This is a genomic window from Alteromonas confluentis (assembly GCF_001757105.1).
Taxonomy (GTDB): Bacteria; Pseudomonadota; Gammaproteobacteria; order Enterobacterales; family Alteromonadaceae; genus Alteromonas; species Alteromonas confluentis.
In genome coordinates this window covers 338,660-361,851 of sequence record NZ_MDHN01000041.1, presented here as the reverse complement: position 1 = coordinate 361,851, position 23,192 = coordinate 338,660, and the positions used below count along the sequence as shown (strand labels likewise).

General features: G+C 50.0%; 22 protein-coding genes. 14 read left to right on the top strand and 8 right to left on the bottom strand.

All coding sequences use genetic code 11. The features are described 5' to 3' along the window. The first annotated feature begins 252 nt into the window (after positions 1-252). The 3 genes from BFC18_RS19570 to BFC18_RS19560 all read left to right on the top strand — a co-directional run bounded on the left by BFC18_RS19570 (position 253) and on the right by BFC18_RS19560 (position 3,647). Positions 253-1,626, top strand: a complete 1,374-nt coding sequence (locus BFC18_RS19570) for a YjiH family protein (RefSeq protein ID WP_070127317.1) — start codon at positions 253-255, stop codon at positions 1,624-1,626. Between the two features lie 454 nt (positions 1,627-2,080). Then, entirely contained in the window at positions 2,081-3,217 is a 1,137-nt protein-coding gene (locus BFC18_RS19565) for an aromatic ring-hydroxylating oxygenase subunit alpha (protein ID WP_070127315.1), read from the top strand. A 109-nt stretch (positions 3,218-3,326) separates the two neighbouring features. Further along, positions 3,327-3,647 (top strand): 2Fe-2S iron-sulfur cluster-binding protein, encoded by a 321-nt coding sequence (locus tag BFC18_RS19560; protein WP_070127313.1) that lies wholly within the window; start codon positions 3,327-3,329, stop codon positions 3,645-3,647. Between the two features lie 73 nt (positions 3,648-3,720). Here BFC18_RS19560 and BFC18_RS19555 read toward each other — a convergent pair whose 3' ends face one another. Both BFC18_RS19555 and BFC18_RS19550 read right to left on the bottom strand, forming a co-directional pair. Further along, positions 3,721-4,959 (bottom strand): M20 family metallo-hydrolase, encoded by a 1,239-nt coding sequence (locus BFC18_RS19555; protein ID WP_070127311.1) that lies wholly within the window; start codon positions 4,957-4,959, stop codon positions 3,721-3,723. A gap of 10 nt (positions 4,960-4,969) precedes the next feature. After that, a complete protein-coding gene (locus BFC18_RS19550; RefSeq protein ID WP_070127310.1) occupies positions 4,970-5,884 on the bottom strand; it encodes a dimethylarginine dimethylaminohydrolase family protein in 915 nt (304 codons plus the stop codon). 93 nt (positions 5,885-5,977) lie between these two features. On the opposite strand from BFC18_RS19550, the gene BFC18_RS19545 reads away from it, so the two are divergent. Continuing rightward, positions 5,978-6,928, top strand: coding sequence for a LysR substrate-binding domain-containing protein (locus BFC18_RS19545; protein WP_170826632.1), 951 nt, complete (start codon positions 5,978-5,980; stop codon positions 6,926-6,928). 233 nt (positions 6,929-7,161) lie between these two features. Continuing rightward, entirely contained in the window at positions 7,162-8,064 is a 903-nt protein-coding gene (locus BFC18_RS19540; protein WP_070127307.1) for a lactate/malate family dehydrogenase, read from the top strand. Between the two features lie 163 nt (positions 8,065-8,227). Here the strand turns inward: BFC18_RS19540 and BFC18_RS19535 are convergent, their stop codons facing one another. Next, the gene (locus tag BFC18_RS19535) at positions 8,228-8,971 is read right to left on the bottom strand and encodes a class II aldolase/adducin family protein (RefSeq protein WP_070127305.1); all 744 of its coding nucleotides are present in this window, start codon (positions 8,969-8,971) and stop codon (positions 8,228-8,230) included. A 334-nt stretch (positions 8,972-9,305) separates the two neighbouring features. Here BFC18_RS19535 and BFC18_RS19530 point away from each other — a divergent pair, with 334 nt between their 5' ends. After that, positions 9,306-10,886: an L-lactate permease gene (locus BFC18_RS19530; RefSeq protein WP_070127303.1), complete on the top strand. Its 1,581-nt coding sequence runs from the start codon at positions 9,306-9,308 to the stop codon at positions 10,884-10,886. A 77-nt stretch (positions 10,887-10,963) separates the two neighbouring features. Here BFC18_RS19530 and pobA read toward each other — a convergent pair whose 3' ends face one another. Continuing rightward, the gene (gene pobA, locus BFC18_RS19525; RefSeq protein ID WP_070127301.1) at positions 10,964-12,172 is read right to left on the bottom strand and encodes a 4-hydroxybenzoate 3-monooxygenase; all 1,209 of its coding nucleotides are present in this window, start codon (positions 12,170-12,172) and stop codon (positions 10,964-10,966) included. 120 nt (positions 12,173-12,292) lie between these two features. On the opposite strand from pobA, the gene BFC18_RS19520 reads away from it, so the two are divergent. The 3 genes from BFC18_RS19520 to BFC18_RS19510 all read left to right on the top strand — a co-directional run bounded on the left by BFC18_RS19520 (position 12,293) and on the right by BFC18_RS19510 (position 15,386). Continuing rightward, the gene (locus BFC18_RS19520; RefSeq protein WP_070127300.1) at positions 12,293-13,180 is read left to right on the top strand and encodes a helix-turn-helix domain-containing protein; all 888 of its coding nucleotides are present in this window, start codon (positions 12,293-12,295) and stop codon (positions 13,178-13,180) included. A gap of 301 nt (positions 13,181-13,481) precedes the next feature. Then, positions 13,482-14,375, top strand: a complete 894-nt coding sequence (locus tag BFC18_RS19515; RefSeq protein ID WP_070127298.1) for an amidohydrolase family protein — start codon at positions 13,482-13,484, stop codon at positions 14,373-14,375. 69 nt (positions 14,376-14,444) lie between these two features. Next, positions 14,445-15,386, top strand: coding sequence for a Gfo/Idh/MocA family oxidoreductase (locus BFC18_RS19510; protein ID WP_070127569.1), 942 nt, complete (start codon positions 14,445-14,447; stop codon positions 15,384-15,386). On the opposite strand, the gene BFC18_RS21790 is transcribed toward BFC18_RS19510, so the two are convergent. Beyond that, the gene (locus tag BFC18_RS21790) at positions 15,375-15,518 is read right to left on the bottom strand and encodes a hypothetical protein (RefSeq protein WP_170826631.1); all 144 of its coding nucleotides are present in this window, start codon (positions 15,516-15,518) and stop codon (positions 15,375-15,377) included. The genes BFC18_RS19510 and BFC18_RS21790 overlap by 12 nt on opposite strands. Before the next feature lie 50 nt (positions 15,519-15,568). Here BFC18_RS21790 and BFC18_RS19505 point away from each other — a divergent pair, with 50 nt between their 5' ends. Continuing rightward, positions 15,569-16,555: an aldo/keto reductase gene (locus tag BFC18_RS19505; RefSeq protein ID WP_070127297.1), complete on the top strand. Its 987-nt coding sequence runs from the start codon at positions 15,569-15,571 to the stop codon at positions 16,553-16,555. A gap of 94 nt (positions 16,556-16,649) precedes the next feature. Here BFC18_RS19505 and BFC18_RS19500 read toward each other — a convergent pair whose 3' ends face one another. Then, entirely contained in the window at positions 16,650-17,495 is an 846-nt protein-coding gene (locus BFC18_RS19500; RefSeq protein WP_070127295.1) for a class III extradiol dioxygenase family protein, read from the bottom strand. Further along, positions 17,488-17,889 carry a protocatechuate 3,4-dioxygenase gene (locus BFC18_RS19495; protein ID WP_070127293.1) on the bottom strand — a complete coding sequence of 134 codons (402 nt, stop codon included), beginning with the start codon at positions 17,887-17,889 and terminating at the stop codon, positions 17,488-17,490. Before BFC18_RS19495 ends, BFC18_RS19500 begins: the two co-directional genes overlap by 8 nt. 105 nt (positions 17,890-17,994) lie before the next feature. On the opposite strand from BFC18_RS19495, the gene BFC18_RS19490 reads away from it, so the two are divergent. After that, a complete protein-coding gene (locus tag BFC18_RS19490) occupies positions 17,995-18,879 on the top strand; it encodes a helix-turn-helix domain-containing protein (RefSeq protein WP_083273195.1) in 885 nt (294 codons plus the stop codon). Between the two features lie 45 nt (positions 18,880-18,924). Here the strand turns inward: BFC18_RS19490 and BFC18_RS19485 are convergent, their stop codons facing one another. Beyond that, positions 18,925-20,136: a LysR family transcriptional regulator gene (locus tag BFC18_RS19485; RefSeq protein ID WP_083273194.1), complete on the bottom strand. Its 1,212-nt coding sequence runs from the start codon at positions 20,134-20,136 to the stop codon at positions 18,925-18,927. Between the two features lie 120 nt (positions 20,137-20,256). Here BFC18_RS19485 and BFC18_RS19480 point away from each other — a divergent pair, with 120 nt between their 5' ends. From BFC18_RS19480 to BFC18_RS19470, 3 genes are read left to right on the top strand one after another with little or no spacing between them, the layout of a single operon-like run. After that, positions 20,257-20,955 carry a 4-carboxy-4-hydroxy-2-oxoadipate aldolase/oxaloacetate decarboxylase gene (locus BFC18_RS19480; protein WP_070127565.1) on the top strand — a complete coding sequence of 233 codons (699 nt, stop codon included), beginning with the start codon at positions 20,257-20,259 and terminating at the stop codon, positions 20,953-20,955. A gap of 4 nt (positions 20,956-20,959) precedes the next feature. After that, entirely contained in the window at positions 20,960-22,048 is a 1,089-nt protein-coding gene (locus BFC18_RS19475) for a 4-oxalomesaconate tautomerase (RefSeq protein WP_245680439.1), read from the top strand. Positions 22,049-22,076: 28 nt separating this feature from the next. Next, on the top strand, positions 22,077-23,096 hold the full coding sequence (locus BFC18_RS19470) for an amidohydrolase family protein (protein ID WP_070127288.1): 1,020 nt from the start codon (positions 22,077-22,079) through the stop codon (positions 23,094-23,096). Positions 23,097-23,192 lie beyond the last annotated feature (96 nt).

The following is a 23,192-nucleotide window of genomic DNA, read 5'->3' as shown; positions in this document are numbered from 1 at the left end:
TTAGCGTTACGCCTCTGAACAAAATATTTTGGCCGATTTACACACAATTATGGGCCATTGATGCCGCAAATCTGACCAAACAGTCATTAGCGGGATAACCACGCTATTAAGCGAAGACTGGCATGGTTCAAGCAACACATTATCGATATTAATGTACAAGATATTGCCAAGCTATCCAGTAAGCGGGAAGCAATTTGAAAACGCGGTTGGATCGGAACTGAGGCCGACATTACGTGTTACGGAGATACAAAAATGAGTGATAACGAGCAGGCATTAGACATGCAGGATTCCAGCAGTTTAGTAACATGGTCAAAGCTTCTTGGCTGTTCCCTTTTCGGGGTCTTATTTTTCCTTACCCCGCTTTACGTGGAGGGTTCTTGGACCATCGCGCTAGGTATTCTTACCGGTAAGATATCTGACTGGCTCGGCGACAGCATGGGGATTTTTACTTCAGGCTGTTTTGTGCTGGCGGCAGTGGTTTCAGTCATCTACAACGTATCGCCAAAACACATGGCGCAAAAGCTACCCATGTCTGATCGGCTCATTGCCTCACATTGGGTCTGGGTTGTGGTGAACGTGAGCGCCGCCATTTTTGCCGTGATGACGGTGATGCAGGTTGGGCCGCAGTGGCTTATTTCCGATCAGACTGGCGTGACGGCTTATGTTGACGTTGCTGGTGCGGTATTTCTGCTGGTGGGTTTAGGCTGTCTGCTGCTGCCATTCCTCACCGACTACGGTCTGCTGGAATTCGTCGGTACCATGCTGCAGCGTCCTTTCCAGAAACTGTTTAACCTGCCGGGTCGCGCTACCATCGACACCATTGCCTCCTGGGTCGGTTCATCGTCTATTGCCGTGGTACTCACCAATGCGCAGTACGAAAGAGGCTACTACAGTGCTCGCGAATCTTCGGTTATCGCGACGAATTTCTCAGTAGTATCGGTTCCCTTTGTTCTACTCACCGCCAACGTGGCGGGCATAGGCGATTACTTCCTGCAGCTGTATGGCACCATGTTCCTGATTTGTACCTTATGCGCTGTGATCACGCCCCGTTTACCACCGCTGAGCTGGATTAAAGATGAGTATTATCCTGCCCACGGTAAAACACTGAATGAAGACGTGGATGACGGTGAATCCCGTATCAAACACGCTGTCGCCCGCGCCGTTGGCGTGGCTGAAAAAGCACCGTCGCCTAAGCAGTCTCTGGCCCGTGGTTGGCACTCGATGATGGATATTTATCTGATGATGATGCCTGCAGCGATGACCATCGAACTGTTCACGTTAGCACTATATTACAACACCGAAGTATTCCAAACCCTCACATACCCAATCAGTATGCTGCTGGATGTGATGAATATTCCGGAAGCCTCAGCAGCGGCGCCGGGCGTGGTATTGGGGCTTTTCGATCAGTTTGTTCCCACCATTATTGCGGGTGAACTGACCTCGTCAATCACCAAGTTTGTACTGGCTGGTTTGTCTGTTACTCAGCTCATCTTCTTCGCAGAAAGCGCCATTCTGATCATGCGCTCCAGCATTCCGTTATCAGTGAAACACTTAATACTGATATTCATCATCAGAACCATCATTGCGCTGCCCATTCTCACCGTGATAGCGCACCTGCTGTTCTGATGCGGATGGAGGGATAGCATAAGCCCTTCTGGCCCGGGGAAAGCCGTGCTTTTTTCTTGGCAATTATCAACTTTGTCTAAGGCCGAAGAGGCTATAAGCAACCGGAGAGAACGCCACAGTTCGGGCTGTGCATTACGCCCTGTGTGTCGCGAACGTTAAACCCGCGGACCGGGGAGGGTATTACCGGAGTGAACCGTCTGCCGCAGGGAAGCGGCAGCCGAGGCCCCAGGGATGGGTTTACGCCGTGTTCTCGAAGGTAATGCCCTCCCCGGGCCAGAAGGGGTTACGCCATGCTCGATACAGGGCGTAATGCGCTTAGCCCTGTCGGCGTTCGTGCAGCATGCCAGCCTCAGCAGCAAAACATAACATTCTTCGTATACCGGATTGACTGCGAATATGGTCTGATTCGGAGATAGAAAAAAGATAAAACAGAGTCAACAGGCGAGTGAAATAAATGCGCATTACCCAAGTAGAAAACATCGATAGCGAAGCGGTTTCGAAACACGGTTTGCCGGGTTTTGTTTTTGCAGAACAAACCCTCTACGAACAAGAGAAAGACAACGTTTTTGCCAAAGGCTGGGCCAGCATTGGCTGTGCTCAACAGCTGAAAAAGCCCGGGGACATTATGCCGGTACGTATCGCCGGTGTGTCTCTCATTGCAATCCGAAACAAAGATGGCGGCATTGGGGTATTCCATAACGTGTGCCGCCACAAGAGCGCACCGCTGGTGGATGGACCCTGCAACAAGCGCACACTGGTTTGCCCGTACCACAAATGGTCGTTCAAACTTGATGGTGAGTTGATGGGCGCGCCCCGTTTCTATGGCAGTGAAAACAAGCCCATCTCTGCAGAAGACAAAGCCGATAAAGGCCTTATCCCAGTGCGTTTTGCGATCTGGTGGGACATTATTTTCGTTAACGTGTCTGGCGATGCCCAGCCGTTTGAAGAGTTCATAAAGCCGCTGGACGAACTGCTCGCTGAGTATCCCCATCAGGATATGCGTCATGTGAGTTCCACCGACTATTCCGGTGAGGTGAACTGGAAGCTCGCCGTAGACAACTTCCTCGACGGCTACCACGTGCCGTTCGTGCATTCTCAGGCCTGCTCCATTGAGTCTGCGCTGGGGCAGGATGATTTGTTCCTGTCTGACGATATTGTTGGCCTGCGTTTACCTCATGGCGCCAGCAGCAAACCGGCGAAAACCGCTAAACAACTGCCGCACTGGAACGGTCTGGCAGAAGAGAAACGCGGAACCCAGCAGTGGTTCGGCATTTTCCCCAACACCCTGTTTTTTGTTGATCCGTGCTGGGTACAGACCATTGTGGTGAAACCCACAAGCGTAGCGAAAACCGATGAGACCCTGACGATTTACGTTACCAGTGACGAAGCGGCCAGTGACGAGTTCGTGGAAGAACGCACCCGCTTAAGTGATGTGTTGAACGAGGTAAACCAGCAGGACATCGAACTGTTGGACAAGCTTCAGCATTCCCGCACCTCATCAGTGGCGGATCAGGGACATTTGGTGCAAGCCTGGGATCAGGTGGGCATGGCATTCCATAAAATGTGGTTGTCAAAGATGCAGGCTAAATAGGCGCTTAACAGCCCTTCATCATTGCTGCGGTGTAGTCAGTAACCAACTGCTACATCGCACGTTCAATCGTTTATACCAGGCCAAGAAAAAGACCTGTTGGAGTCAAACAATGCCAAATATTACATTTATCCTGCCTGACGAAAGCATAAAAGTTGTTGATGCTTTTGAGGGTGATTCAATCATGCAAACCGCGGTAGATGCGGGAATTGAGGAAATCACTGCTGATTGTGGTGGTAATAGTTCTTGTGCCACCTGCCACTGCATCATTGATGATGCCTGGATTGACAAAATTGGTACCGCTGATGAAGTAGAATTTTCGGTAATGGAGAGCGCTATAGAGCCACAGCCGAACAGCCGTTTGTCATGTCAGATCAAAGTGACCGACATCCTCGATGGTGCCATTATTCATGTGCCTGAAGCAGAGTGGTAAGTCGCTTATCAAAGCATAAAGGGCGCTGATGCGCCCTTTTTTATATGTTTAATTCAGGACACCGAAATCCTGCTTATTCCGCACTATTCGCCACTTTCAGCATGGCCCCAAGTAGAACATTGCAGCCAGCTTCGATGTCTTCGGGCGTGGCGTTCTCGGCTTCGTTGTGGCTAATGCCTTTCTCGCACGGGATGAAAATCATTGATGTGGGAATAACCCGCGACGTGTATACCGAATCATGACCGGCACCCGAGAACATTTCCTCGAAGGCATAGCCTTTTTCTTGCACTGATTCACGCATCGCATCGACACAGGTTTTATCAAACTCGACAGCCGGGGAGTTCCATTCATCTTTGATTTCAAAATCAAGATTGAATTTTTCGCAGGCATTTTTCGCGATTTCGCGGAACTTAGCGTCCATTTCATCGAGGATGGTCTGATCGGGATGGCGTAAATCAACGGCCAGGGTAATACGTGCGGGAACCGTATTGCGAGACCCTGGTTCGGCTTTTATATCACCAAACGTGGCGCGCGCTAAGGGCGAATATTCGGCTGCCAAGGCATACAGTTCCGTTACGATAGCGGACTGTGCCATAAATGGGTCACGACGCTGCTCCATGGGAGTCGGGCCCGCATGAACCGGCTGACCGTCAATGATTAAGTCGTACCAGCGCATACCCTGCACACCTTTAACCACGCCGATGGGCTTTTCCAACGACTCCAGAATAGGTCCTTGCTCGATATGCAATTCGAATGCGGCTTTTACCGGGAAGGGCTTACAGGGTTCATCGCCCAGAAAGCCGATTTTTTCCAGTGCCTCTTTAATCGACACGCCTTGTTTGTCGGTGCGGCTCAATCCGTATTCCAGATCAAACTCGCCGCACCAGACACCTGAACCGACCATCGCCGGGGAGAAGCGGGCACCTTCTTCATTGGTCCATACGGCAACCTCAATGGGGCGCAGAGGCGTAATACCGGCGTCATGAAGAGTTCGAAGCACTTCCAAACCAGCGAGTACACCGTAAACACCGTCGAATTTACCGCCGGTAGGCTGAGTATCGAGGTGACTACCTGTAATCACCGGAGCCAGAGAGTTATCCTGACCGGCCATTCGCAAGAACATATTGCCCATCTGGTCAACGCGCAGCGTGCAACCAATGTCCTTGCACCAGCCAATAAACAATTCACGGCCAATTTTATCTTCGTCGGTTAATGCCTGGCGATTACAGCCCCCTTTTGCGGTGCCACCGATTTGGGCCATTTCCATCAGGGTAGACCACAGACGTTCACCATTTATGGCTAGTACTGACATCCTTTATCTCCTATGCATCTTTACGGCTTAATGGCTGACACATGCAGTGAACACCGCCACCGCCCGATGTGAACTGTGACATATCCGGGCTGAACACTTCCAGTCCGTGGGCCTTGGCTTTTTCTACCAATTCTGTGCTGCCTGCAGGCACCAGTACGCGGTCGTTACCCAGTGCTACTACGTTAACACCTAATTCAAGAACAGAGCGATAAGACAGATCGATAATTTCGATACCACGGGATTTGAACCAGTCCAGCTGTTCTTGTTCAACGGCCTGAGTACATACAGCGGCAAGTTTCTCGGCCAGCATGGCCACTTTTACATCGAGATGCAGAAAGTACGGGTCGAACTGATAAGCGCGGAATTCCCAGCCTTCTTTTTCCAGCCAGCCCCGCACCTGGTCAAGGCCTTCCTGACTGGTGCGCTCGCCGGTGTAACCACACAAGATCACACCGGGCTCAAGCACCATGAAGTCGCCGCCTTCAAAGGTGCCGGCTGTCACCACATCGTAAAGAGGAATGTCGGCTTGCTGATAAAACTTCACGACTTCTAGCCATTCTCCACGACGCCAGGGGCTGTACATTTGGGTAACAATTGGGCCCCACGGTGTCATCACCGATGAGTCACGGGCATAAATTTGATACGGCAGGTTTGAATCTGGCTTGAGAAAGTGCGTTTTCACGCCACAGTGCTCGTAAATATCGACCATTTCCTGGTATTGCTGTTTGGCGATTTCTTTGTCGAAGCTGCGACCGAGGCGAACTGAACGGCGTGACATGGCGTTGCCCATCTGCCATGTGTAGTTGTCCATAGGACCAATCAGTACATCTTGTAGTACGCCATATTCAGAATTCATGCCCCAATGAGGCATCCTTTCAGTACCACCGTTATCAACCCGGCGACGGAAAAAACTGGTATCAGTCATCGACTTTTTGCTCCATAAGCATTGATGTTTTTTCCAGTTTATGGTGTTAATTGGTGTAGGCAAGTAACGAAAATCTACCACCTTGGTGACAAAATGAGACCAGAGCAATCTCCCTATCTGGATTTGCGACAGATACCGCTAACGGCATTGCGTGCGTTTGAGGCGGCGGGCCGACATAGTCATGTGCGCCGTGCAGCAGAAGAGCTGAACGTTTCTCATTCTGCGCTTAGTCGTCATATTCGGCAGCTAGAAGAGCGCCTGGGAAGTAATCTGTTTCACCGGGAGGGTAATGGCGTGCAGCTGACACCGGCAGGCAGCAGGTTGTTGGCGTCGGTGCAGACAGCGTTCTTAGAGCTAAACCGGGGCTTGCACTACATGAATCCCACGCAGATCGAAGGTGAATTAATCGTAGCGTGTACAGCAACTATTTCGATGAATTGGTTGATGCCGATTTTATCGAATGTGCAAAAGCAATATCCGGAAATAACCCTGCGGATTAAAACGCTGGAGCCGCTACAGGAATCGCTGAGTCAGGAGTACGATATTGCATTAACGTTGGGGGCGCCAACGGATAAAGGCAGGGTGATACGTAAGCTCTACGATGAATACTATGTGCCGGTTTGTAGTCCGAAGCTGGTGAATGGCCAGCGGCAGGCATCCCCCGCGGCATTACTGGCTCATCCGTTATTGCACGACAGGCTGAATCAGTGGCCGCAGTGGATGGCTTCCCATGGGCTTGATATTCGCGACGTAACCCGGCACACCTATTTCGATTACGCTTACCAGGCAATTGAAGCTGCGCGGTTAGGGATGGGGCTTGCGCTGGCGGATGTGATGGAAGTGCAAGAAGATATTCAGCAAGGTAGGCTAATGAAAATCATCGAAACGGATTATCAAATCGGTGAATCTGTATACCTGGTTACAGAGCCCAGAGAGCGGATGAACCAACGCACGTTGCTCGTACTCAAAACCATCATCAGCAGCTTGGAAAAAGGCGGCGCGCGCCTGAATCGCGCCGTCTACGAAGCCATCGAGGGGGTTTGAGGCCTTTTGGCCGGTGTGGGTGGTAGCCTTCATGAACACGCCGTGAACACATCCATGTGGGCTCGGCTGCCGCATCCCTGCGGCAGACGGTTCATTTTCACAATATCTTATCCCGTCCACGGTACCGCTCCGCAAATGCCATTACAAAAACTCATAGCACCATTAAAAAACGCCGTTAGAAACCGCGGTTTTTAGCTGGTTAAACTGTACGCAGATTAATCGGAGTAGTAACAATGAACAGACATGTAGCGATATTTGGCTGTGGGAATGTCGGCTCATCACTGGCACACGTTTTGGTAACCAGAGGAATGGTTTCAGAATTGACATTGGTGGATGCAGACAACGGCAAGGCAGAAGGTCATGCCCTTGATCTCCAGGATGCTAACATCGCGTTTGACGGTAATGTGACTATCCGCGCAAACGACACGTCTGCCATGCTTCGCGCCGATATTATCGTCGTGGCCATCGGTCCGAAGGTGATTACGTCGATTGATCGTCTGGACGAGTTCAATGAGAACAGCGCCGGTATACTTGAGCTTGCCAGCAAGCTTAAGACGGTTGGGTTTACCGGCATCGTCCTGAATATCACGAACCCATGTGACGTCATCACACAGGTGTTGCAGGAAGCGTCCGGATTACCGAAAAGTCGTGTTTTCGGTACTGGCACCTCGTTAGATACCCTGCGCCTGCAACGCCTGCTGGGTAATTTGCTGAAGGTAAGTCCCAGCGATGTGCATGGTTTCATGGGCGGTGAGCATGGCGATTCACAATTTGTGGTGTGGTCGTCTGTGCATGTGGCAAATCGTCACATCAATAGCTGGGATATTCCCCAGGGAGCGAAAGACGAGCTGGAGCGACAGGTTGCTCATGCTGCTACGGCAATATACAACGGCAAAAAGTGCACTGAATATGGTATTGCTGGTATCACCAGCAAAATTTGTGAAGCGATTTTTGACGACAGCGAAAAGGTGTTTTCGGTGTCGGTGTTCGATGAAAGGGCGGGGTGCTATATCAGCCATCCCACGCAGATTATGCGTAGCGGGCTGGGGATGCGTTTTACCCTGAGTCTAAATGAACAGGAACAGATTAAGTTCGATGGTTCGGCGGCGATAATCCGCAAATTTGTCAATCAATAGATTTTCCTGAGTGTTCGCGAAAGGCCAGATTTCCGGTTTTTTCGCTCTCCGTTGGGCCCGCCTCGTTGCGGGTCTTTTTTTCAGTTCGCTTAGCTGGTCTACAAAAAAGCGGTGAGGAATAATTCGCTCACCGCTCCAGTTACTCGCTCAATGCCTGGCTCGATTAATCGCGATAGCTGGTGTCGATACGGTCGAGTTTACGCAGCATGGCTTTCCAGATGAGATCAATACTTTGCGCGTTATAACGCGGGTTGGCCATCTGCTCGGCAACGTGTTCACATACATCATCATCAGGTAACAGCAACTTGCCGCCGGTCTTCATGGCTTCAACCTGAATTTCACAGGCTTTGTTCAGGTAGTACATGCGATAGAAGGCTTCTTCCACACTTCGGCCAACGGTCAGCAGGCCGTGATTACGCAGGATCATGCTGTTCTTATCGCCCATGGCAGCTACGATGGCTTCACGCTCGTCACATTCCAGCGGCACGCCCTGATAATCGTAGTAAGCCACGCGGTTGTAGAATTCCATATTGGTCTGGTTCACTGGCAGCAAACCTTCCTCCAGCGCAGACACCGCCATGCCCGCCATGGTGTGGGTGTGCATAACACAGTGGGCGTCTTCGCGAGCAAGGTGCAACGCACTGTGAATGGTAAAACCAGCCGGGTTAACCGACTCGGGGCTGATGTTAGCGTTTTCACCTTTAACATCCACTTCTATGAGGTTGGACGCGCACACTTCTTCTGGTAGCAGGCCATAGGCGTTGAGCAGGAAGCGATCTTCTGAACCTGGCACACGGGCAGACAGATGGGTAAAGATCATGTCGCTCCAGTTGTTGAGATCTAGTAATCGGTATGCCGCGGCGAGGTCGATCCTCAACTGCTTTTCGTCCTGGTCACTCACTGCCATTCGTTTATTCCTAAGTCATTAAATGGTTTGCCGTAAACGGTAATAATTCTTTGGCTCTGTCTCAACTAATTTATTTTTCTGATGCTATGCGTAAAGTTCATGGCAATTGGTGTCTGGTGAGAAAGGTGTCTTAACAAGGTTTGCATATATGATGGTGAAACCCCGGGAGACTGTTGTGCAGCAAAGCATTTGAGGTACGAAGATCAATACTTACTGACTTAATATTTGTCAGTATAAACAGTAAAGTCATCATTAAATTATCTGACCGATGATACAGTATTTGTAAATCACCGCCATAAGGCGCGCCTTCCTATTATTTATTCCGGAGCCTGACATGGATACGTTAATCGCTGCACTTCCCGTTGTATTTCTCGTTTGGAGTATGACTAAGCAGCATCCGCTGGCGGCCCATGTGGCATTACCACTTACTGCGCTTTTCGCGGGTTTGCTACAGGTTTTCTATTTTCAGGCAGACAGGCTTACGTTACTGGCTAATGCCGTGGCCGGAGGGCTGTCTGTGCTTACGCCTATTTCTATTGTTGCCGGGGCTATTTTACTTAATCGTGTGCTGGTCATATCCGGTGCCGAGAATACCTTAAGGCAATGGCTGGAATCGATAAGCCGTAATCAGGTTGCACAGCTTATGATCATAGGCTGGGCGTTTGCGTTTATGTTGGAAGGGGCGTCTGGCTTTGGTACCCCGGCTGCGATTGCCGCGCCAATTTTAGTGGGGTTAGGGTTTAATCCTATGCGGGTGGCGCTGCTTACACTGGTGATGAACAGTGTTCCAGTGTCGTTTGGCGCAGTGGGGACGCCCGCCTGGTTTGGTTTTGCAGCGCTGGAACTTAGTGAAGCGCAGCTTCTGGCCACATCGCAATGGACGGCGCTGATTCATTTGGTTGCTAGCCTGATCATTCCTGCGTTGGCATTACGGTTTCTGGTGAGCTGGAAAGCGATTCGCGACAACGGCATTTTTGTTGTGATGAGTGCATTAAGCTGCACCGCACCGTATTACCTGCTGGCGCAGGTGAATTATGAATTTCCATCGTTAATTGGCGGGGCCGTGGGGCTTTGTCTTACCATTTTGGCGGCGAAGTTTCATATTGGTCTTGCGCGACAAAGCGATAACAACGATTTGAAGGAGGCTTCACTGAATCCGGCAGCGGTCTTCAAAGCACTGTCGCCGTTCTTACTGCTGATCGCGATTCTTATCGTCACCCGCATCAAACAATGGCCAATTAAAGGTTGGCTTAACGACACTAGCCTCTGGTTTTCGGTTGGCGATTTTGGTGTGAGTCAGGCACTCATACTATCGTGGTCGAACATCTTTGGTACTACCGTGGCATGGTCGTATAAAACACTTTATGTACCGGCGATCATTCCCTTTGTGGTCACCGTCATTCTGCTAATTCCTATACTCGCCTTAACAAAATGTCAGCTCCAGCGAGCCACTTCCGATACCTGGCAGCGCATAAAATTGCCTGCTCTGGCCCTTGTTGGTGCCTTGATGATGGTCAACTTTATGATGCAGGGCGATGACAATGCACCCATCTTCATTATTGCAAATACGCTGGCAGACACCATGGGAGCAAACTGGAGTTACGTGGCTTCGCTGCTTGGTGCGCTGGGCTCTTTTTTCTCAGGTTCTGCTACCGTTTCAAATCTCACTTTTGGTGGTATTCAGCACAGCATTGCGTTGCAAACCAGTTTGCCTGTAACGGTGGTGTTGGCGTTGCAATCGGTGGGCGCTTCCATGGGCAACATGATTTGCCTGAACAACATTATTGCCGTGTGTTCTATTCTGGGAATTAAAAATCAGGAGGGGGCGCTGATAAAAAGAACCATTCTGCCCATGCTGGTTTATGCGCTGGTTGCCGCGCTTATGGGGCAAGTTATTCTGCGCGTGCTTTTATAAGAGTATGTGCTGATGCTGTAAAATACGTTGTCAAAGCCGGGCTAGCGCCCGGCTTACATTCGCGAAAACAAATCAGGTTATTCAATGGCTTCGTAAGGCATGCCCACATATTGTCGGGCTATCACTTTCTGGCCTTCTTCGTAATTGAGGTAAAAATCCAGTTCAGACTGCATAAAGCGGTCAAAGGTGGCTTTATCCATTCCTGATGCGTTTGTTTCATCAAAATCATGCAGCATATTACTCATCCACCACGAGAAACGTTCGCCGTGCCACACCCGGCGTAATGCAATTTCTGAGTAACGGGTAGGCGCATTTTCATCACCATCTTTGTAGAACTTCTGTAACAGTTTATACAGCGTGGAGACATCTGAGGCTGCCAGGTTCAGGCCTTTTGCACCGGTAGGCGGTACAATATGAGCGGCATCGCCCACCAGGAACAAGTTGCCCCATTGCATGGGTTCGCATACGAAACTGCGCAGGGGAGCGATAGATTTTTCAATACTCGGGCCGGTTACCAAACGGTTGGCGGCATCTTCCGGTAACCGCTTCTTCAGCTCTTCCCAAAACAGCTCATCACTCCAGTTTTCCACCTTATCGGTAAGCGGCACCTGCAGGTAATAGCGTGAACGGGTTTCTGAACGCATACTGGCCAGGGCAAAGCCGCGGGCCGTTTTACAGTAAATCAGTTCATCGCTAACCGGTGGCGTATCACTGAGCACACCTAACCAGCCAAACGGGTAAACGCGTTCATGTTCTTTGCGTTTTTCTTCGGGAATGGTTTTGCGAGACACGCCGTGGAAGCCGTCGCAGCCAGCGATGAAATCACATTGCACGGTGATCTTCTCGCCATTCTGGGTGAAGGTTACATGAGGCGCATCTTTAACGCCGTGTAACTCAACATCTGACGACTCATAAAAGGTTGTCAGGCCACTGCTTTCACGCGCTTCCATCAGGTCGCGGGTGATCTCTGTCTGGCCATAACACATAACGGTGCTACCACCGGTCAGTTTGTTTAAATCAATACGGAAACGCTTTCCGTAGTAAGCAATATCAAAACCGTCGTGAACGTGGCCTTCGGCATCCATTCGCGCATTCACACCGGCCTCGCGGACCAAATCGACAAACCCTTGTTCTAAAATACCTGCGCGGATCCGACCGAGAATGTACTCACCCGATACCCGTTCAATAATGACGTTGTCGATGCCTGCTTTTGCCAGCAGCTGACCCAGAAGCAGCCCTGAAGGACCGGCGCCAATGATGGCGACTTGTGTTTTTACTGTTTGCATAATCTTTCCTGACTCAGGGGAATATGCTTCATAGTGCGTAAAATTATTGCAAAGAATAATTCAAATTCGGTGCATTCTATTGTACTTTTTAATCAAGTTAGCGATTTGTAATTAATGTAAATGGTTTCTAAGTCTCCGGATATCCCGTTTTACGACTTGTACGGTGAGTCTTTTCTGAAGCTCAGTGCCGATTTCGTGCACTTAGAAGATATTCGCGCCCGCAGTGCGGGATTGGAATGGGAAATTTCGCTTCACCGGCATGCCAAGCTGTTGCAAATTCTTTGCGTGTTCGACAACAACTGGACGGTGCAGTTAGATGACGAAACGCTGGAACTCTCCGGAGACTGGCTGGTGACCATTCCCCCCGGCGTGGTACATGGTTTTAATTTTGCTCCTTACACCCATGGCTATGTGTTATCGGTGAATACCGATGTGATCAATGAAATCAATTCCGGTGGAGACATTGCTGAATTTACCCAGGCAGTGTGGACCCCGAGAGCCATTGAATTTAAGGGTAAAGAACAGGCGCAGCGCTTCTCCAACTACTTGAAATTACTGGCCGAAGAAATGCAAAACCCTGGTGTGGGGGCGGCGCTCAGCATTAACATGATTATCAAATTGTTGTTCATTTCTATTGCCCGTCAGGTCAAGGAAGGCAGTTCTCACGCCAGCATTTCTGGCCGTGATTCAAAAGTACTGCTGGGATTTCGTGAACTTATCGATAAACATTTTATCGAACATCTTACGGTGGCGGATTATGCAGCTAGATTGTTTATTTCGGTATCTACCTTAAGTCGTATTTGTCAGCATCACCTGCACACCACGCCGAAAAAACTGATCCAGCAGAAACTCATTAACGAAACCAAAAGGCGGCTTATCTATACCCGTCAGTCACTAGAAGAAATTGCCACCACGTTAGGCTTTAAGGATACCGGCTATTTTTGTCGGTTCTTCAAACAGTCTGAAGGTGTCACCGCAGGTGACTTCCGGCGCAACAGCGATCTCTAGTATCGTGGTGTCTTGATGCCATTAAATTAAAACTGAATATCAAATTTATTTATTTCAGCCTGAGCCCCATAAAATATGGCGTTGTGAGTAATTGTTGTGGCTATTTTAAGGTTTAGATATAGAAAAAAGTAATGTCTGTTTACGAATTTCTAAAGAGCAGCACGTATCTCAATTAGGCATACTGGTGATATGTGAATATGTTCACGGTATTTCGGGCCTTAATTATCGACTGGTTACCGCGAACAGCATCTTTCTTAATGTACTGATTGTACAATTTAATCTGCAAGCCAAGGATTACTGAATGGGTAAATTTACTGTTGATGCTGACTGGTTGCACTGGCATCAGTCGCCGTCAAAACCAGAATTTGTGGTGCCGGAAGGTGCGGTCGATGCGCATTGTCATGTATTTGGCCCCGGCGATCAGTTCCCTTTTGCACAAGAACGAAAATACACCCCTTGCGATGCCTCTAAAGACCAGCTTTGGGCATTGAGAGATTACCTTGGCTTCAGTCGCAATGTCATTGTACAGGCGACGTGTCATGGTGCCGACAATCGCGCTCTGGTTGATGCCCTTAACCATTCCAATGGGATGGCCCGGGGCGTCGCCACGGTAAAAGCTGACATTACCGATGAAGAGCTTCAGGCTTTGCATGCCGCTGGTGTGCGTGGAGTTCGCTTTAATTTCGTGAAACGTTTGGTTGATGCATTACCTTTCGACTCACTGGGCACCATTGCAGAAAAGATTAAGCCACTGGGCTGGCATATCGTGATTTATTTTGAATCACAGGAATTGCCAGAATTGTACGATTTCTTTACTAGCTTGCCCACCACGGTTGTGGTCGATCACATGGGGCGCCCGGATATTTCCAAACCGGTCGATGGCTCTGAGTTTGCGCTGTTCCTGAAATTAATGGAAGAGAACAAGAACTTCTGGTCGAAGGTGAGCTGTCCGGAACGGTTATCGTTGGTGGGTCCTGAAGGCCGCTATGAAGATGTGGTGCCGTTTGCCCGCGAAGTGGTAACCCGCTTTGAAGATCGCGTTCTGTGGGGCACCGACTGGCCGCACCCGAATATGAAAAATCATATGCCTGATGATGGTCATCTGGTTGACGTGATCCCGAAAATCGCGCCTACCGAGGCACTTCAACGAAAATTATTGATTGATAACCCTATGCGCCTTTATTGGGCGGATTAATCTTCAGTAGGGTAGCAAACCTATGCTGCGCTACCCGAGTGAATGCAGAACAGTATTTTGGAGAATAAAATGAAAGTAATCGTGGTAGGTCCCGGCGCTTTCGGGATTAAACATTTGGATGGTCTGAAAAACATCGACGGCGCAGAAGTCGTTGGTCTGGTTGGACGCAATGCAGAAAAAACGCAAGCCGTTGCCAACGACTATGGCATTCCAAACGTTTACACCTCGCTGGAAGACGCGCTGGAATCAGACGCCGATGCAGTCATCCTCTGTACGCCTACACAACAACATGCGGCCCAGTCTATTCAATGTATGAAGGCGGGCAAACATGTACAGGTTGAAATTCCACTGGCGGATAGCTGGGAAGATTCCGAAGCGGTAGTAAAAACCCAGCAGGAAACCGGCAAGATTTGCATGGTAGGTCATACTCGTCGCTTTAATCCGTCACACCAGTATGTGCATAACAAAATTACCGCTGGCGAACTGAATATCCAACAAATGGATGTACAAACCTATTTCTTCCGCCGCAAGAACATTAACGCCAAAGGCGAGCCCCGCTCGTGGACCGATCACCTGCTGTGGCACCATGCTGCGCACACCGTTGATTTGTTTGAATACCAAGCCGGATCACCCATTGTGAAAGCGAACGCAATCCAGGGCCCGATTCACCCAGAACTGGGCATTGCACTGGATATGTCTATTCAACTGCAGGCAGAAAATGGGGCAATTTGTACGTTGTCACTGTCGTTCAATAACGATGGTCCTTTAGGTACCTTCTTCCGTTACATCTGTGACAACGGCACTTACATTGCCCGTTACGATGATTTGGTTGATGGTCGCGAAAACGCGATCGATGTATCAAAAGTAGACGTGTCTATGAACGGTATCGAATTGCAGGATCGCGAGTTCCTGGCAGCCATTAAAGAAGGCCGTGAACCGAACAGCAGCGTACACAAAGTCATTAACTGCTACAAAGTACTGCACGATCTTGAGCAGCAGTTAAACGCGTAATTTAATTGAAGCGCGAATAAGCAAAGGTGCCGCCTCGCTGATGGGAGCGCGGGTAAAGTCAGAAACCTTCTGCAGCATGGATGCTGCAGCAGAGCCTCCAAGGATGGATTCACGGCGTGTTTCTGACTTCACCCGCGCGCACACCGTAAGAGGCGGCCTTGTTTGAGCAAAGGAGAGAAAAAGTGAAACAACGAGTGCTGGCAGGTAAGTCAGTGTCCGAGATCGGTCTCGGCTGTATGAACCTCAACCATGCTTATGGTGATTCCGTTTCTCAACAACAGGCCAGCAGTTTGCTGGCCTCTGCATTTGAGCAGGGTATTACCCATTTCGATACTGCCGCGCTTTATGGTTTTGGCGAGAATGAAAAACTGGTGGGCGAAGCCATCAAAGGTTTCCGCAACGAGATTTTTCTGGCCAGTAAGTGCGGCATGACCGGCGTTAACGGCAAACGTGTTATCGACGGTCGTCCTGAAACCTTGGTGAAAACCTTAGATACCGCATTACAAAGCTTACAGGTAGAGCAAATCGATTTGTATTACCTGCACCGCATCGATAAAGACGTACCCTTGGAAGAAAGCGTGGGCGTGTTAGGCGATATGGTGAAAGCAGGCAAAATTGCCGCCGTTGGCTTGTCTGAGGTGTCTGCAGAATCATTGCGAAGGGCACATAAAGAATATCCTATTGCAGCATTACAAACCGAATATTCTCTGTGGACGCGCAATGCAGAAATTGCTGTTCTGGAGGCTTGTAAAGATCTGGGCATCGATTTTGTGGCATTCAGTCCGTTGGCCCGGGGCTACCTTGCTGGTGGTATTGATGATCCGGCTGCTTTGGCTGAGGGCGATATTCGAAAAGGGATGCCGAGATTCCAGGGCGAAAACTGGATTGCCAATAAATCCCTTTATGCAGAATTTGCAGACCTGGCGAAAAACAACGGCGTGACACCGGCGCAGTTGGCGATTGCGTGGGTACTGGCGCAGGGCGAACATATTCATGCGCTGCCTGGTACAAAAAGTGAAACCCATCTTACTGAAGATATCGGTGCCAGTGACGCTGACATCGCAGAGTCTGTACTGGCTCACGCCGACGACATTATTAACCGTCAAAGTGTGCAGGGCGCACGTTATGGTGCGGGCGCTCAAGCAGATATCGATACCGAAGATTTTTAAACGCGTTATCGCAAATGAAAAATGGCCTGTCAGTTTTCACTGGCAGGCCATTTTTTATGGGCGAATGTTATAACGAAGAAGTTGAAAAAGGCCCTTACTCCGCTTCGTTATCCAGCACTAATACACCCGCTCCCGTGTTTGAGATAGGCGCGTGATAGTGCTTGTGAATGACTTTGGCATCGTCTTTTAATGCCCCGCGCATGACCATCCACATAATGGTTTCAATACCTTCGGTACCGGCAATCCGCATAATGTCGGTGTTGGAGAGGTTGGCAAACCATTCAGGATCAGTGGCAATTTTGTCCATACACTCCAAATCGAAATCGGTGTCGATGATACCGGCCCGTTCTCCTTGCAGCTGATGTGACATACCACCGGTACCCAGGATCACGACGCGGGTATCTTCAGGGTAGCTTTCCAGCGCCTTACCGAGCGCTTTACCCAGCTTGTAACAGCGACGAGCCGTTGGCACGGGGTGTTGCACGGTATTCACTGCCAACGGAATTGCCTCCACCGGCCAGATTTCGTGGTCACCATACAATGCGCGAATGGGGTTCACAAAGCCGTGATCCACTTTCATCTCCTGACACATCGTGATGTCGAATTCCTGCTCCACCAATGACTCGGCAAGGTGCCAGGAAAGTGGTGCATTGCCTTTGAACGGCGCAACCGGTTTTAATCCCCAACCTTCATCGGCATTAAAATATTCGTCGGCGCAGCCAAGGGCAAAGGTTGGCACAGTATCTAAAAAGAAGTTAAGTCCATGGTCGTTATACACCACGATGACAACATCTGGACGTGCGTTTTTAAGCCATTCTTTCGCTGGGCCGTAGCCATCGAAAAAGCGTTTCCAGTAGGGTTCCTGTTGCAGATTATTGCTGATGGCATTGCCTACCGCTGGAATGTGGGAGCTGGTGATTCCGCCAATAATTTTAGCCATTCCAGTAGTCTCCTCTTGATTTAATTTTGTCTGTCAGGCCTTCCGCACGTTTTTGCAGATTGGCGATAAACTCTTCAGTGGTAATACCCTGAAATGCTGCCCCTGCATCCTGTACAGAGGTGCCCCGTGGAATTGCCATTTTAGCCATGAAGTAAATATTGGCACCCATCCGAAGCATGCCAAGGAAGTCTTCTTCCAGAACGGCTTTTTTAAATTCGCCTTTTACACCAAGTTTGTCGCAGTATGCTTCCGGGTCAGCAGCAAACTCCAAACGACAGTGCTCCTCGTTGAGGGTATACAGTAATTTATTCAGCGCATACGCTGGGTTAGCACGCTTGCCGTCGAACACATACGTGCCTGGAATGCTGTCATAATCTCGTTCCTGCCATCCCATGATGCTCTCCTATTAACAAAGATTGTTGTATTTTAGGTAGATTTATTGACGAAAGAATGCCTATATTTAGCTATTACTTGTCAATTTCATGGATTTATTAATTTAATGTTAACTCCCATGGACTATGTGGATTTTTATGGTGATCCACAAACCAGTCACAAAGAGTTCTTTTACAGTGAGCCGCTTTATTCTCGCAGTGCCCGGCATGACTGGTTAATCAGTCCGCACCGTCATAAAGGCATACATCAACTTTTTCTGGTGTTAAAAGGTGGTGGAGAAGTTGTGCTTGATGGAAAGACGTTAACAGTGAGTGCGCCGTGCGTGGTGTCGGTGCCAGAGGGGCTTATACACGGTTTTCGCTGGCGGGAAGGCTCAGAAGGCACAGTATTTTCAGTGGCGTCGCCTATTGTCAACGAATTGTGGCTACCTGCCGCGGGCACAGACTTCCTCAACGAAGGTAAAGTAATTGCGGTACCGCCGGGTGATGAAAAAGACGTTGCTGAAGTGGCTTCGCGGCTCGAAACGGAAGATACCAATTGGCACAGCTATCGTGTTGAAATGATCCAGGTGCTGCTAAAGCAGTTGTTTATTTCACTGGCGCGTATTAAGCAATCGCTACCCGAACAGTCTGGTCGCCCATCGAAGCCGGAGCAAAAATTTACGCAGTTCAGACAGCTCATTCAACAGCATGGCGCCAGTCGGCACAATGTTGCATGGTACGCACAGCAAATTGGTGTCACCGCCGCGCATCTTAACCAAATTTGTTTAACTGCCACTAACGCAAATGCGCTGGCACTCATTCATCAGTATTTGTTAACAGAGGCTAAACGCTATCTGGTGTTTGCTGACATGAGTATTGCTACCATTTCCGACCGCCTCGGTTTTAACGAGCCCTCACATTTTTCTCGATTTTTTCGCAAACACGAAAAGTTGTCGCCCAAAGGGTTTCGGGAACAGTCACGCAGCCATGATCGCGAAGGGAAAGCTTGAAGGTGTTTTCACCCTCGCGGACTTAGTGCTGTTGCGAAACTTTATTTAAACCGAGATTGTCGATTCTGCAGCGCATTCAGCGTGCAATACGGAAATAAACATATTTTGCAGTTTGGTGGGTATCCAGTCTTTACGAATAGTGTAACCAATGGCCCGTGGCGGATCTTTTAATTTCATATCACAAATCGCCAGTAGGCCCGCGCGAACATCCACTTCTACTTGTCTGGCTGGGAGCATGGCTACCCGATCGCTCTTCATCAGCAGGCCACGAATGGCGGTGAGAGAATTACATTCAATCACATCATGGGGCACCGGAAGTTTACGCGACACGATAAATTCATCGAAGATAAGCCGTGCTGGGGTTTCTTTTTTCGGCACAATCCACTGAACCTGTTGCCAGTCGCCACTTTCCATTGAGTCTGCATGTAGAATGGGATGGTTGGCGCGAGCGACCAACGACAATCTGTCTTCAAACAGAGGAACCTGTTCCAGAAGCTCTTCCATATCTGGTGGACGCAGCGCACCAATCAGCACATCAATGTCACCATGCAGCAAGGCATGTAGCTGTTCCTCATAGGGGCCATCAACAATACTCACATCGGACTGCGGTACTGCGTCCATGACTTTTAGCACCGTTGCGGGCACAAGTTCTGAAAGCGCCAGTGGCAAGCTGCCGATTTTCAGAGTACCAAAGTGTTTACCGTCGAGGGCCTTTACCTCATCAAAGCCTTGCTGCAACTCAGCAAAATACAGACCTGCCACACGGGCAAGACGGCGGGCTCGCCACGTGGGTTCTGCCCCGGAAGGCGAACGGTTGAACAAGGTAACACTGCACAGCGCTTCTAAATCACGCATGGTTCGATGCAAGGTCGGTTGAGCAATATCAAGTACACGTGCGGCATGGGTATAATTTTGAAGCTCTACCATTTTTATAATGGCTGACAGTTGTCGGGAATTAATACCACGCAAAAAGGTGATACGCGCCGTGCGATCGGTGGTGAATTGCCCGCTGGCATATTGCTCAAGTAGCGCAAAAGCCCTTTCAAAACGCTTGAGAAACACGTCACCCGCTTCACTGACATACATACCGGTGGTGCCCCTTGAGAACAGTCGGAAACCAATCTTATCTTCCAGCTTCTTAATGCTTTGCGTGAGGGCAGACTGGGTAAGGTGAACCTGCCTTGCGGCTTCGGAAAGGTTGGAAAACTTCCGTATTTCAAGGGCGCAGTAAAGATGGCGGATATTCAGTAACAGCACTATGAACTCTGAGCTTTAATTCGATATAGCAAATACTAATGGATTTTTACATCTTTCTAAACGGATTTGTTGGGTTCGCAGGCGCATACTTTTGTCATCAGAACAAAGAAGGTTATGAACATGGCAATTTGTGTGACTGGCTGCCCGCGTCCGGGCGACGAAACTATTGCAAACTATCAGGGGGCCGAAACGGCCACCGTACATGAAGCGCAAGGCCGTAAAGGCTTGTTAGCCGACTATATGCGTCCGATTTATCGTCCCGCTGCTATTGCTGGCCCTGCGGTGACCTGTCAGGTTGCCCCTGGCGATAACTGGATGATCCACGTTGCCGTTGAACAGTGTCAGCCAGGTGATGTGCTGGTAGTTACGCCAACCAGCCCGTGTATCGATGGTTTTTTTGGCGACTTGTTAGCGACCTCGTTAAAAGCCCGTGGCGTGAAAGGCCTGATCATCGACGGCGGCGTGCGCGATACTGCCACCCTGAAAGAAATCGAATTTCCGGTGTGGTCGAAAGCCATTTTTGCTCAAGGCACAGTCAAAGAGACCATCGCTAGTGTAAACGTGCCGGTGGTGTGTGCTGGTGCGCTGATTAATCCCGGCGACATGATTGTAGCTGATGACGACGGTGTGGTTGTGGTTGCTCGCAGCGAAGCCGATGCAGTGCATGAGAAAGTATTAAAGCGTGTTGAAAACGAAGCCTCAAAGCGCGACCGTCTGGCTGCTGGCGAGTTAGGCTTGGATATATACAACATGCGTGGCCGTCTGGCTGAAAAAGGTCTCAAGTACGTGACCTACGAAGAACACAGCAAGGGAGAATAGGGTAGTGCGCGCCATTCCCTGTAGTTTGATGCGCGGCGGTACGTCTAAAGGCCTGTATTTTATGGCCAGCGATTTACCTGCTGACGCTGAAACCCGGAACGCGGTACTACTCGCCGCCATGGGTTCTCCCGATCCCCGTCAAATTGACGGTGTGGGCGGCGCCCATCCGCTCACCAGCAAGGTTGCAGTGGTCAGTCCGTCAACCCGTGACGATGCGGACGTTGACTATTTGTTTCTACAAGTGGTTGTTGATAAAGCCGTGGTGAGCGACGCGCAGAACTGCGGCAATATCCTCGCTGGTGTGGGTCCGTTCGCCATTGAACATGGTCTGGTTGAGGTTGAAGACGGTGTAACCAACGTGCGTATCCACATGGTGAACACCGGTGCGCTGGCAACAGCTCAGGTTGAAGTGCGTGATGGCAAGCCGGTTTACGAAGGTGATACCGCCATCGACGGTGTGCCCGGAACGGCAGCAGCGGTGCTGATCGACTTTGAAAATGTGGCCGGCTCTAGCTGTGGCGCACTGTTTCCCACCGGAAACGTGAAAGACGAATTCGCGGGTGTAGAAGTTACCTGTATTGATAATGGCATGCCAGTGGTGATCCTCGATGCTGCAGCGTTAGGCGTTGCAGGTGATGAGAGCCCGGAAACGCTGGAAGCCAATAGTGCACTGAAAGAAAAAGTTGAAGCGATACGACTGGAAGCAGGCAGGGCAATGAACCTGGGCGACGTTACCAGCAAAACCGTGCCGAAGATGACGCTGGTCTCGGCGGCACAGAATGGCGGGCAGATAAATACCCGTTCCTTTATTCCACACCGGGTTCACGATGCAATTGGTGTACTCGGTTCAGTTAGTGTTGCAACAGCCTGCGTGGTAGACGGTTCCATCGCCTACGGATACTGCAAAGGCTGGGGCAACCTGTCATCCATTCAGGTTGAACATCCCACCGGTCAGTTTACTGTTGCTATGCAAGTTAGCGGTGCTGATTCGCTGGATACGCTCACCGTTGAAAAAGCCGCACTGGTGCGAACTGCCCGGCTGCTAATGCGCGGTGAAGTGATGATCCCTGAAAGCGCGTTTTTATCGCGCTGAACCTGAATTAAAGTAGGTAGGAAGCATTATGATTATTGATTGCCACGGCCATTACACAACGGCACCGGAACCACTTCAGTTGTTCCGCGAAGCGCAGATTGAAGCGTACAAGACCGGTAAAGCGCTACCAGAAGTCCCTCATATCAGCGACGATCAGATCCGGGAGAGTATCGAGAAGAATCAGCTCAGACTATTGAATGAGCGTGGTCTGGACATGACGATTTTCTCCCCACGGGCGTCTGCCATGGCACATCACGTGGGTGATGAGGCTGTATCCAAGCAGTGGACCAGAGCATGTAACGACCTCATCAAGCGCGTGGTGGATCTTTACCCTGAACGGTTCATTGGCGTTTGTCAGTTGCCCCAGTCGCCCGGCGTACCAATTCAAAACTCGGTGGAAGAACTGGAACGCTGTGTGACTGAACTGGGTTTTGTGGGTTGTAACCTCAACCCTGATCCATCAGGCGGACACTGGACATCAAAGCCGCTCACCGACGAAAGCTGGTATCCGTTTTATGAGAAGATGGTAGAGCTGGATGTGCCTGCCATGGTGCACGTCTCCGGTTCCTGTAACGCCAACTTCCACGCCACCGGTGCCCATTATATGAATGCGGATACCACCGCTTTCATGCAATTCCTGCAAGGCAATCTGTTTAAAGACTTTCCTGAGCTACGCTTCGTTATTCCTCACGGCGGTGGTGCGGTGCCTTATCACTGGGGTCGCTATCGTGGACTTGCAGACATGCTTGGGCAGCCGCCATTGCGAGAGCATGTAATGAAGAACGTATATTTTGATACCTGTGTGTATCACCAGCCGGGTATCGACCTGTTGTTCGACGTAATCGACATCGACAACATTCTGTTTGGCTCAGAAATGGTGGGTGCAGTGCGGGGTATTGATCCGGAAACCGGTAATTATTTTGATGATACAAAGCGGTATGTGGATACGCTGGATTTAAGCGAAGCGCACCGCGAGCAGGTTTACTCAGGCAATGCACGACGGGTCTACCCGCGTCTCGACGCTAAACTGAAATCTATGAGTATGTAGTACGTTACTGGGAAGGCAGCCCTTTCTGCTTTCTCCAGTGAGTTTTGCCTCAAAACGCAATAAAAAACGGTTGGTTACTGATGTAACCAACCGTTT

What these genes read in the sequence shown, in the direction of transcription:
- BFC18_RS19570 (WP_070127317.1), top strand. Translation starts at nt 253, where the DNA reads ATGAGTGATAACGAGCAGGCATTAGACATGCAGGATTCCAGCAGTTTA.
- BFC18_RS19565 (WP_070127315.1), top strand. Translation starts at nt 2,081, where the DNA reads ATGCGCATTACCCAAGTAGAAAACATCGATAGCGAAGCGGTTTCGAAA.
- BFC18_RS19560 (WP_070127313.1), top strand. Translation starts at nt 3,327, where the DNA reads ATGCCAAATATTACATTTATCCTGCCTGACGAAAGCATAAAAGTTGTT.
- BFC18_RS19555 (WP_070127311.1), bottom strand. Translation starts at nt 4,959, where the DNA reads ATGTCAGTACTAGCCATAAATGGTGAACGTCTGTGGTCTACCCTGATG.
- BFC18_RS19550 (WP_070127310.1), bottom strand. Translation starts at nt 5,884, where the DNA reads ATGACTGATACCAGTTTTTTCCGTCGCCGGGTTGATAACGGTGGTACT.
- BFC18_RS19545 (WP_170826632.1), top strand. Translation starts at nt 5,978, where the DNA reads ATGAGACCAGAGCAATCTCCCTATCTGGATTTGCGACAGATACCGCTA.
- BFC18_RS19540 (WP_070127307.1), top strand. Translation starts at nt 7,162, where the DNA reads ATGAACAGACATGTAGCGATATTTGGCTGTGGGAATGTCGGCTCATCA.
- BFC18_RS19535 (WP_070127305.1), bottom strand. Translation starts at nt 8,971, where the DNA reads ATGGCAGTGAGTGACCAGGACGAAAAGCAGTTGAGGATCGACCTCGCC.
- BFC18_RS19530 (WP_070127303.1), top strand. Translation starts at nt 9,306, where the DNA reads ATGGATACGTTAATCGCTGCACTTCCCGTTGTATTTCTCGTTTGGAGT.
- pobA (WP_070127301.1), bottom strand. Translation starts at nt 12,172, where the DNA reads ATGCAAACAGTAAAAACACAAGTCGCCATCATTGGCGCCGGTCCTTCA.
- BFC18_RS19520 (WP_070127300.1), top strand. Translation starts at nt 12,293, where the DNA reads ATGGTTTCTAAGTCTCCGGATATCCCGTTTTACGACTTGTACGGTGAG.
- BFC18_RS19515 (WP_070127298.1), top strand. Translation starts at nt 13,482, where the DNA reads ATGGGTAAATTTACTGTTGATGCTGACTGGTTGCACTGGCATCAGTCG.
- BFC18_RS19510 (WP_070127569.1), top strand. Translation starts at nt 14,445, where the DNA reads ATGAAAGTAATCGTGGTAGGTCCCGGCGCTTTCGGGATTAAACATTTG.
- BFC18_RS19500 (WP_070127295.1), bottom strand. Translation starts at nt 17,495, where the DNA reads ATGGCTAAAATTATTGGCGGAATCACCAGCTCCCACATTCCAGCGGTA.
- BFC18_RS19495 (WP_070127293.1), bottom strand. Translation starts at nt 17,889, where the DNA reads ATGGGATGGCAGGAACGAGATTATGACAGCATTCCAGGCACGTATGTG.
- BFC18_RS19490 (WP_083273195.1), top strand. Translation starts at nt 17,995, where the DNA reads ATGTTAACTCCCATGGACTATGTGGATTTTTATGGTGATCCACAAACC.
- BFC18_RS19480 (WP_070127565.1), top strand. Translation starts at nt 20,257, where the DNA reads ATGGCAATTTGTGTGACTGGCTGCCCGCGTCCGGGCGACGAAACTATT.
- BFC18_RS19470 (WP_070127288.1), top strand. Translation starts at nt 22,077, where the DNA reads ATGATTATTGATTGCCACGGCCATTACACAACGGCACCGGAACCACTT.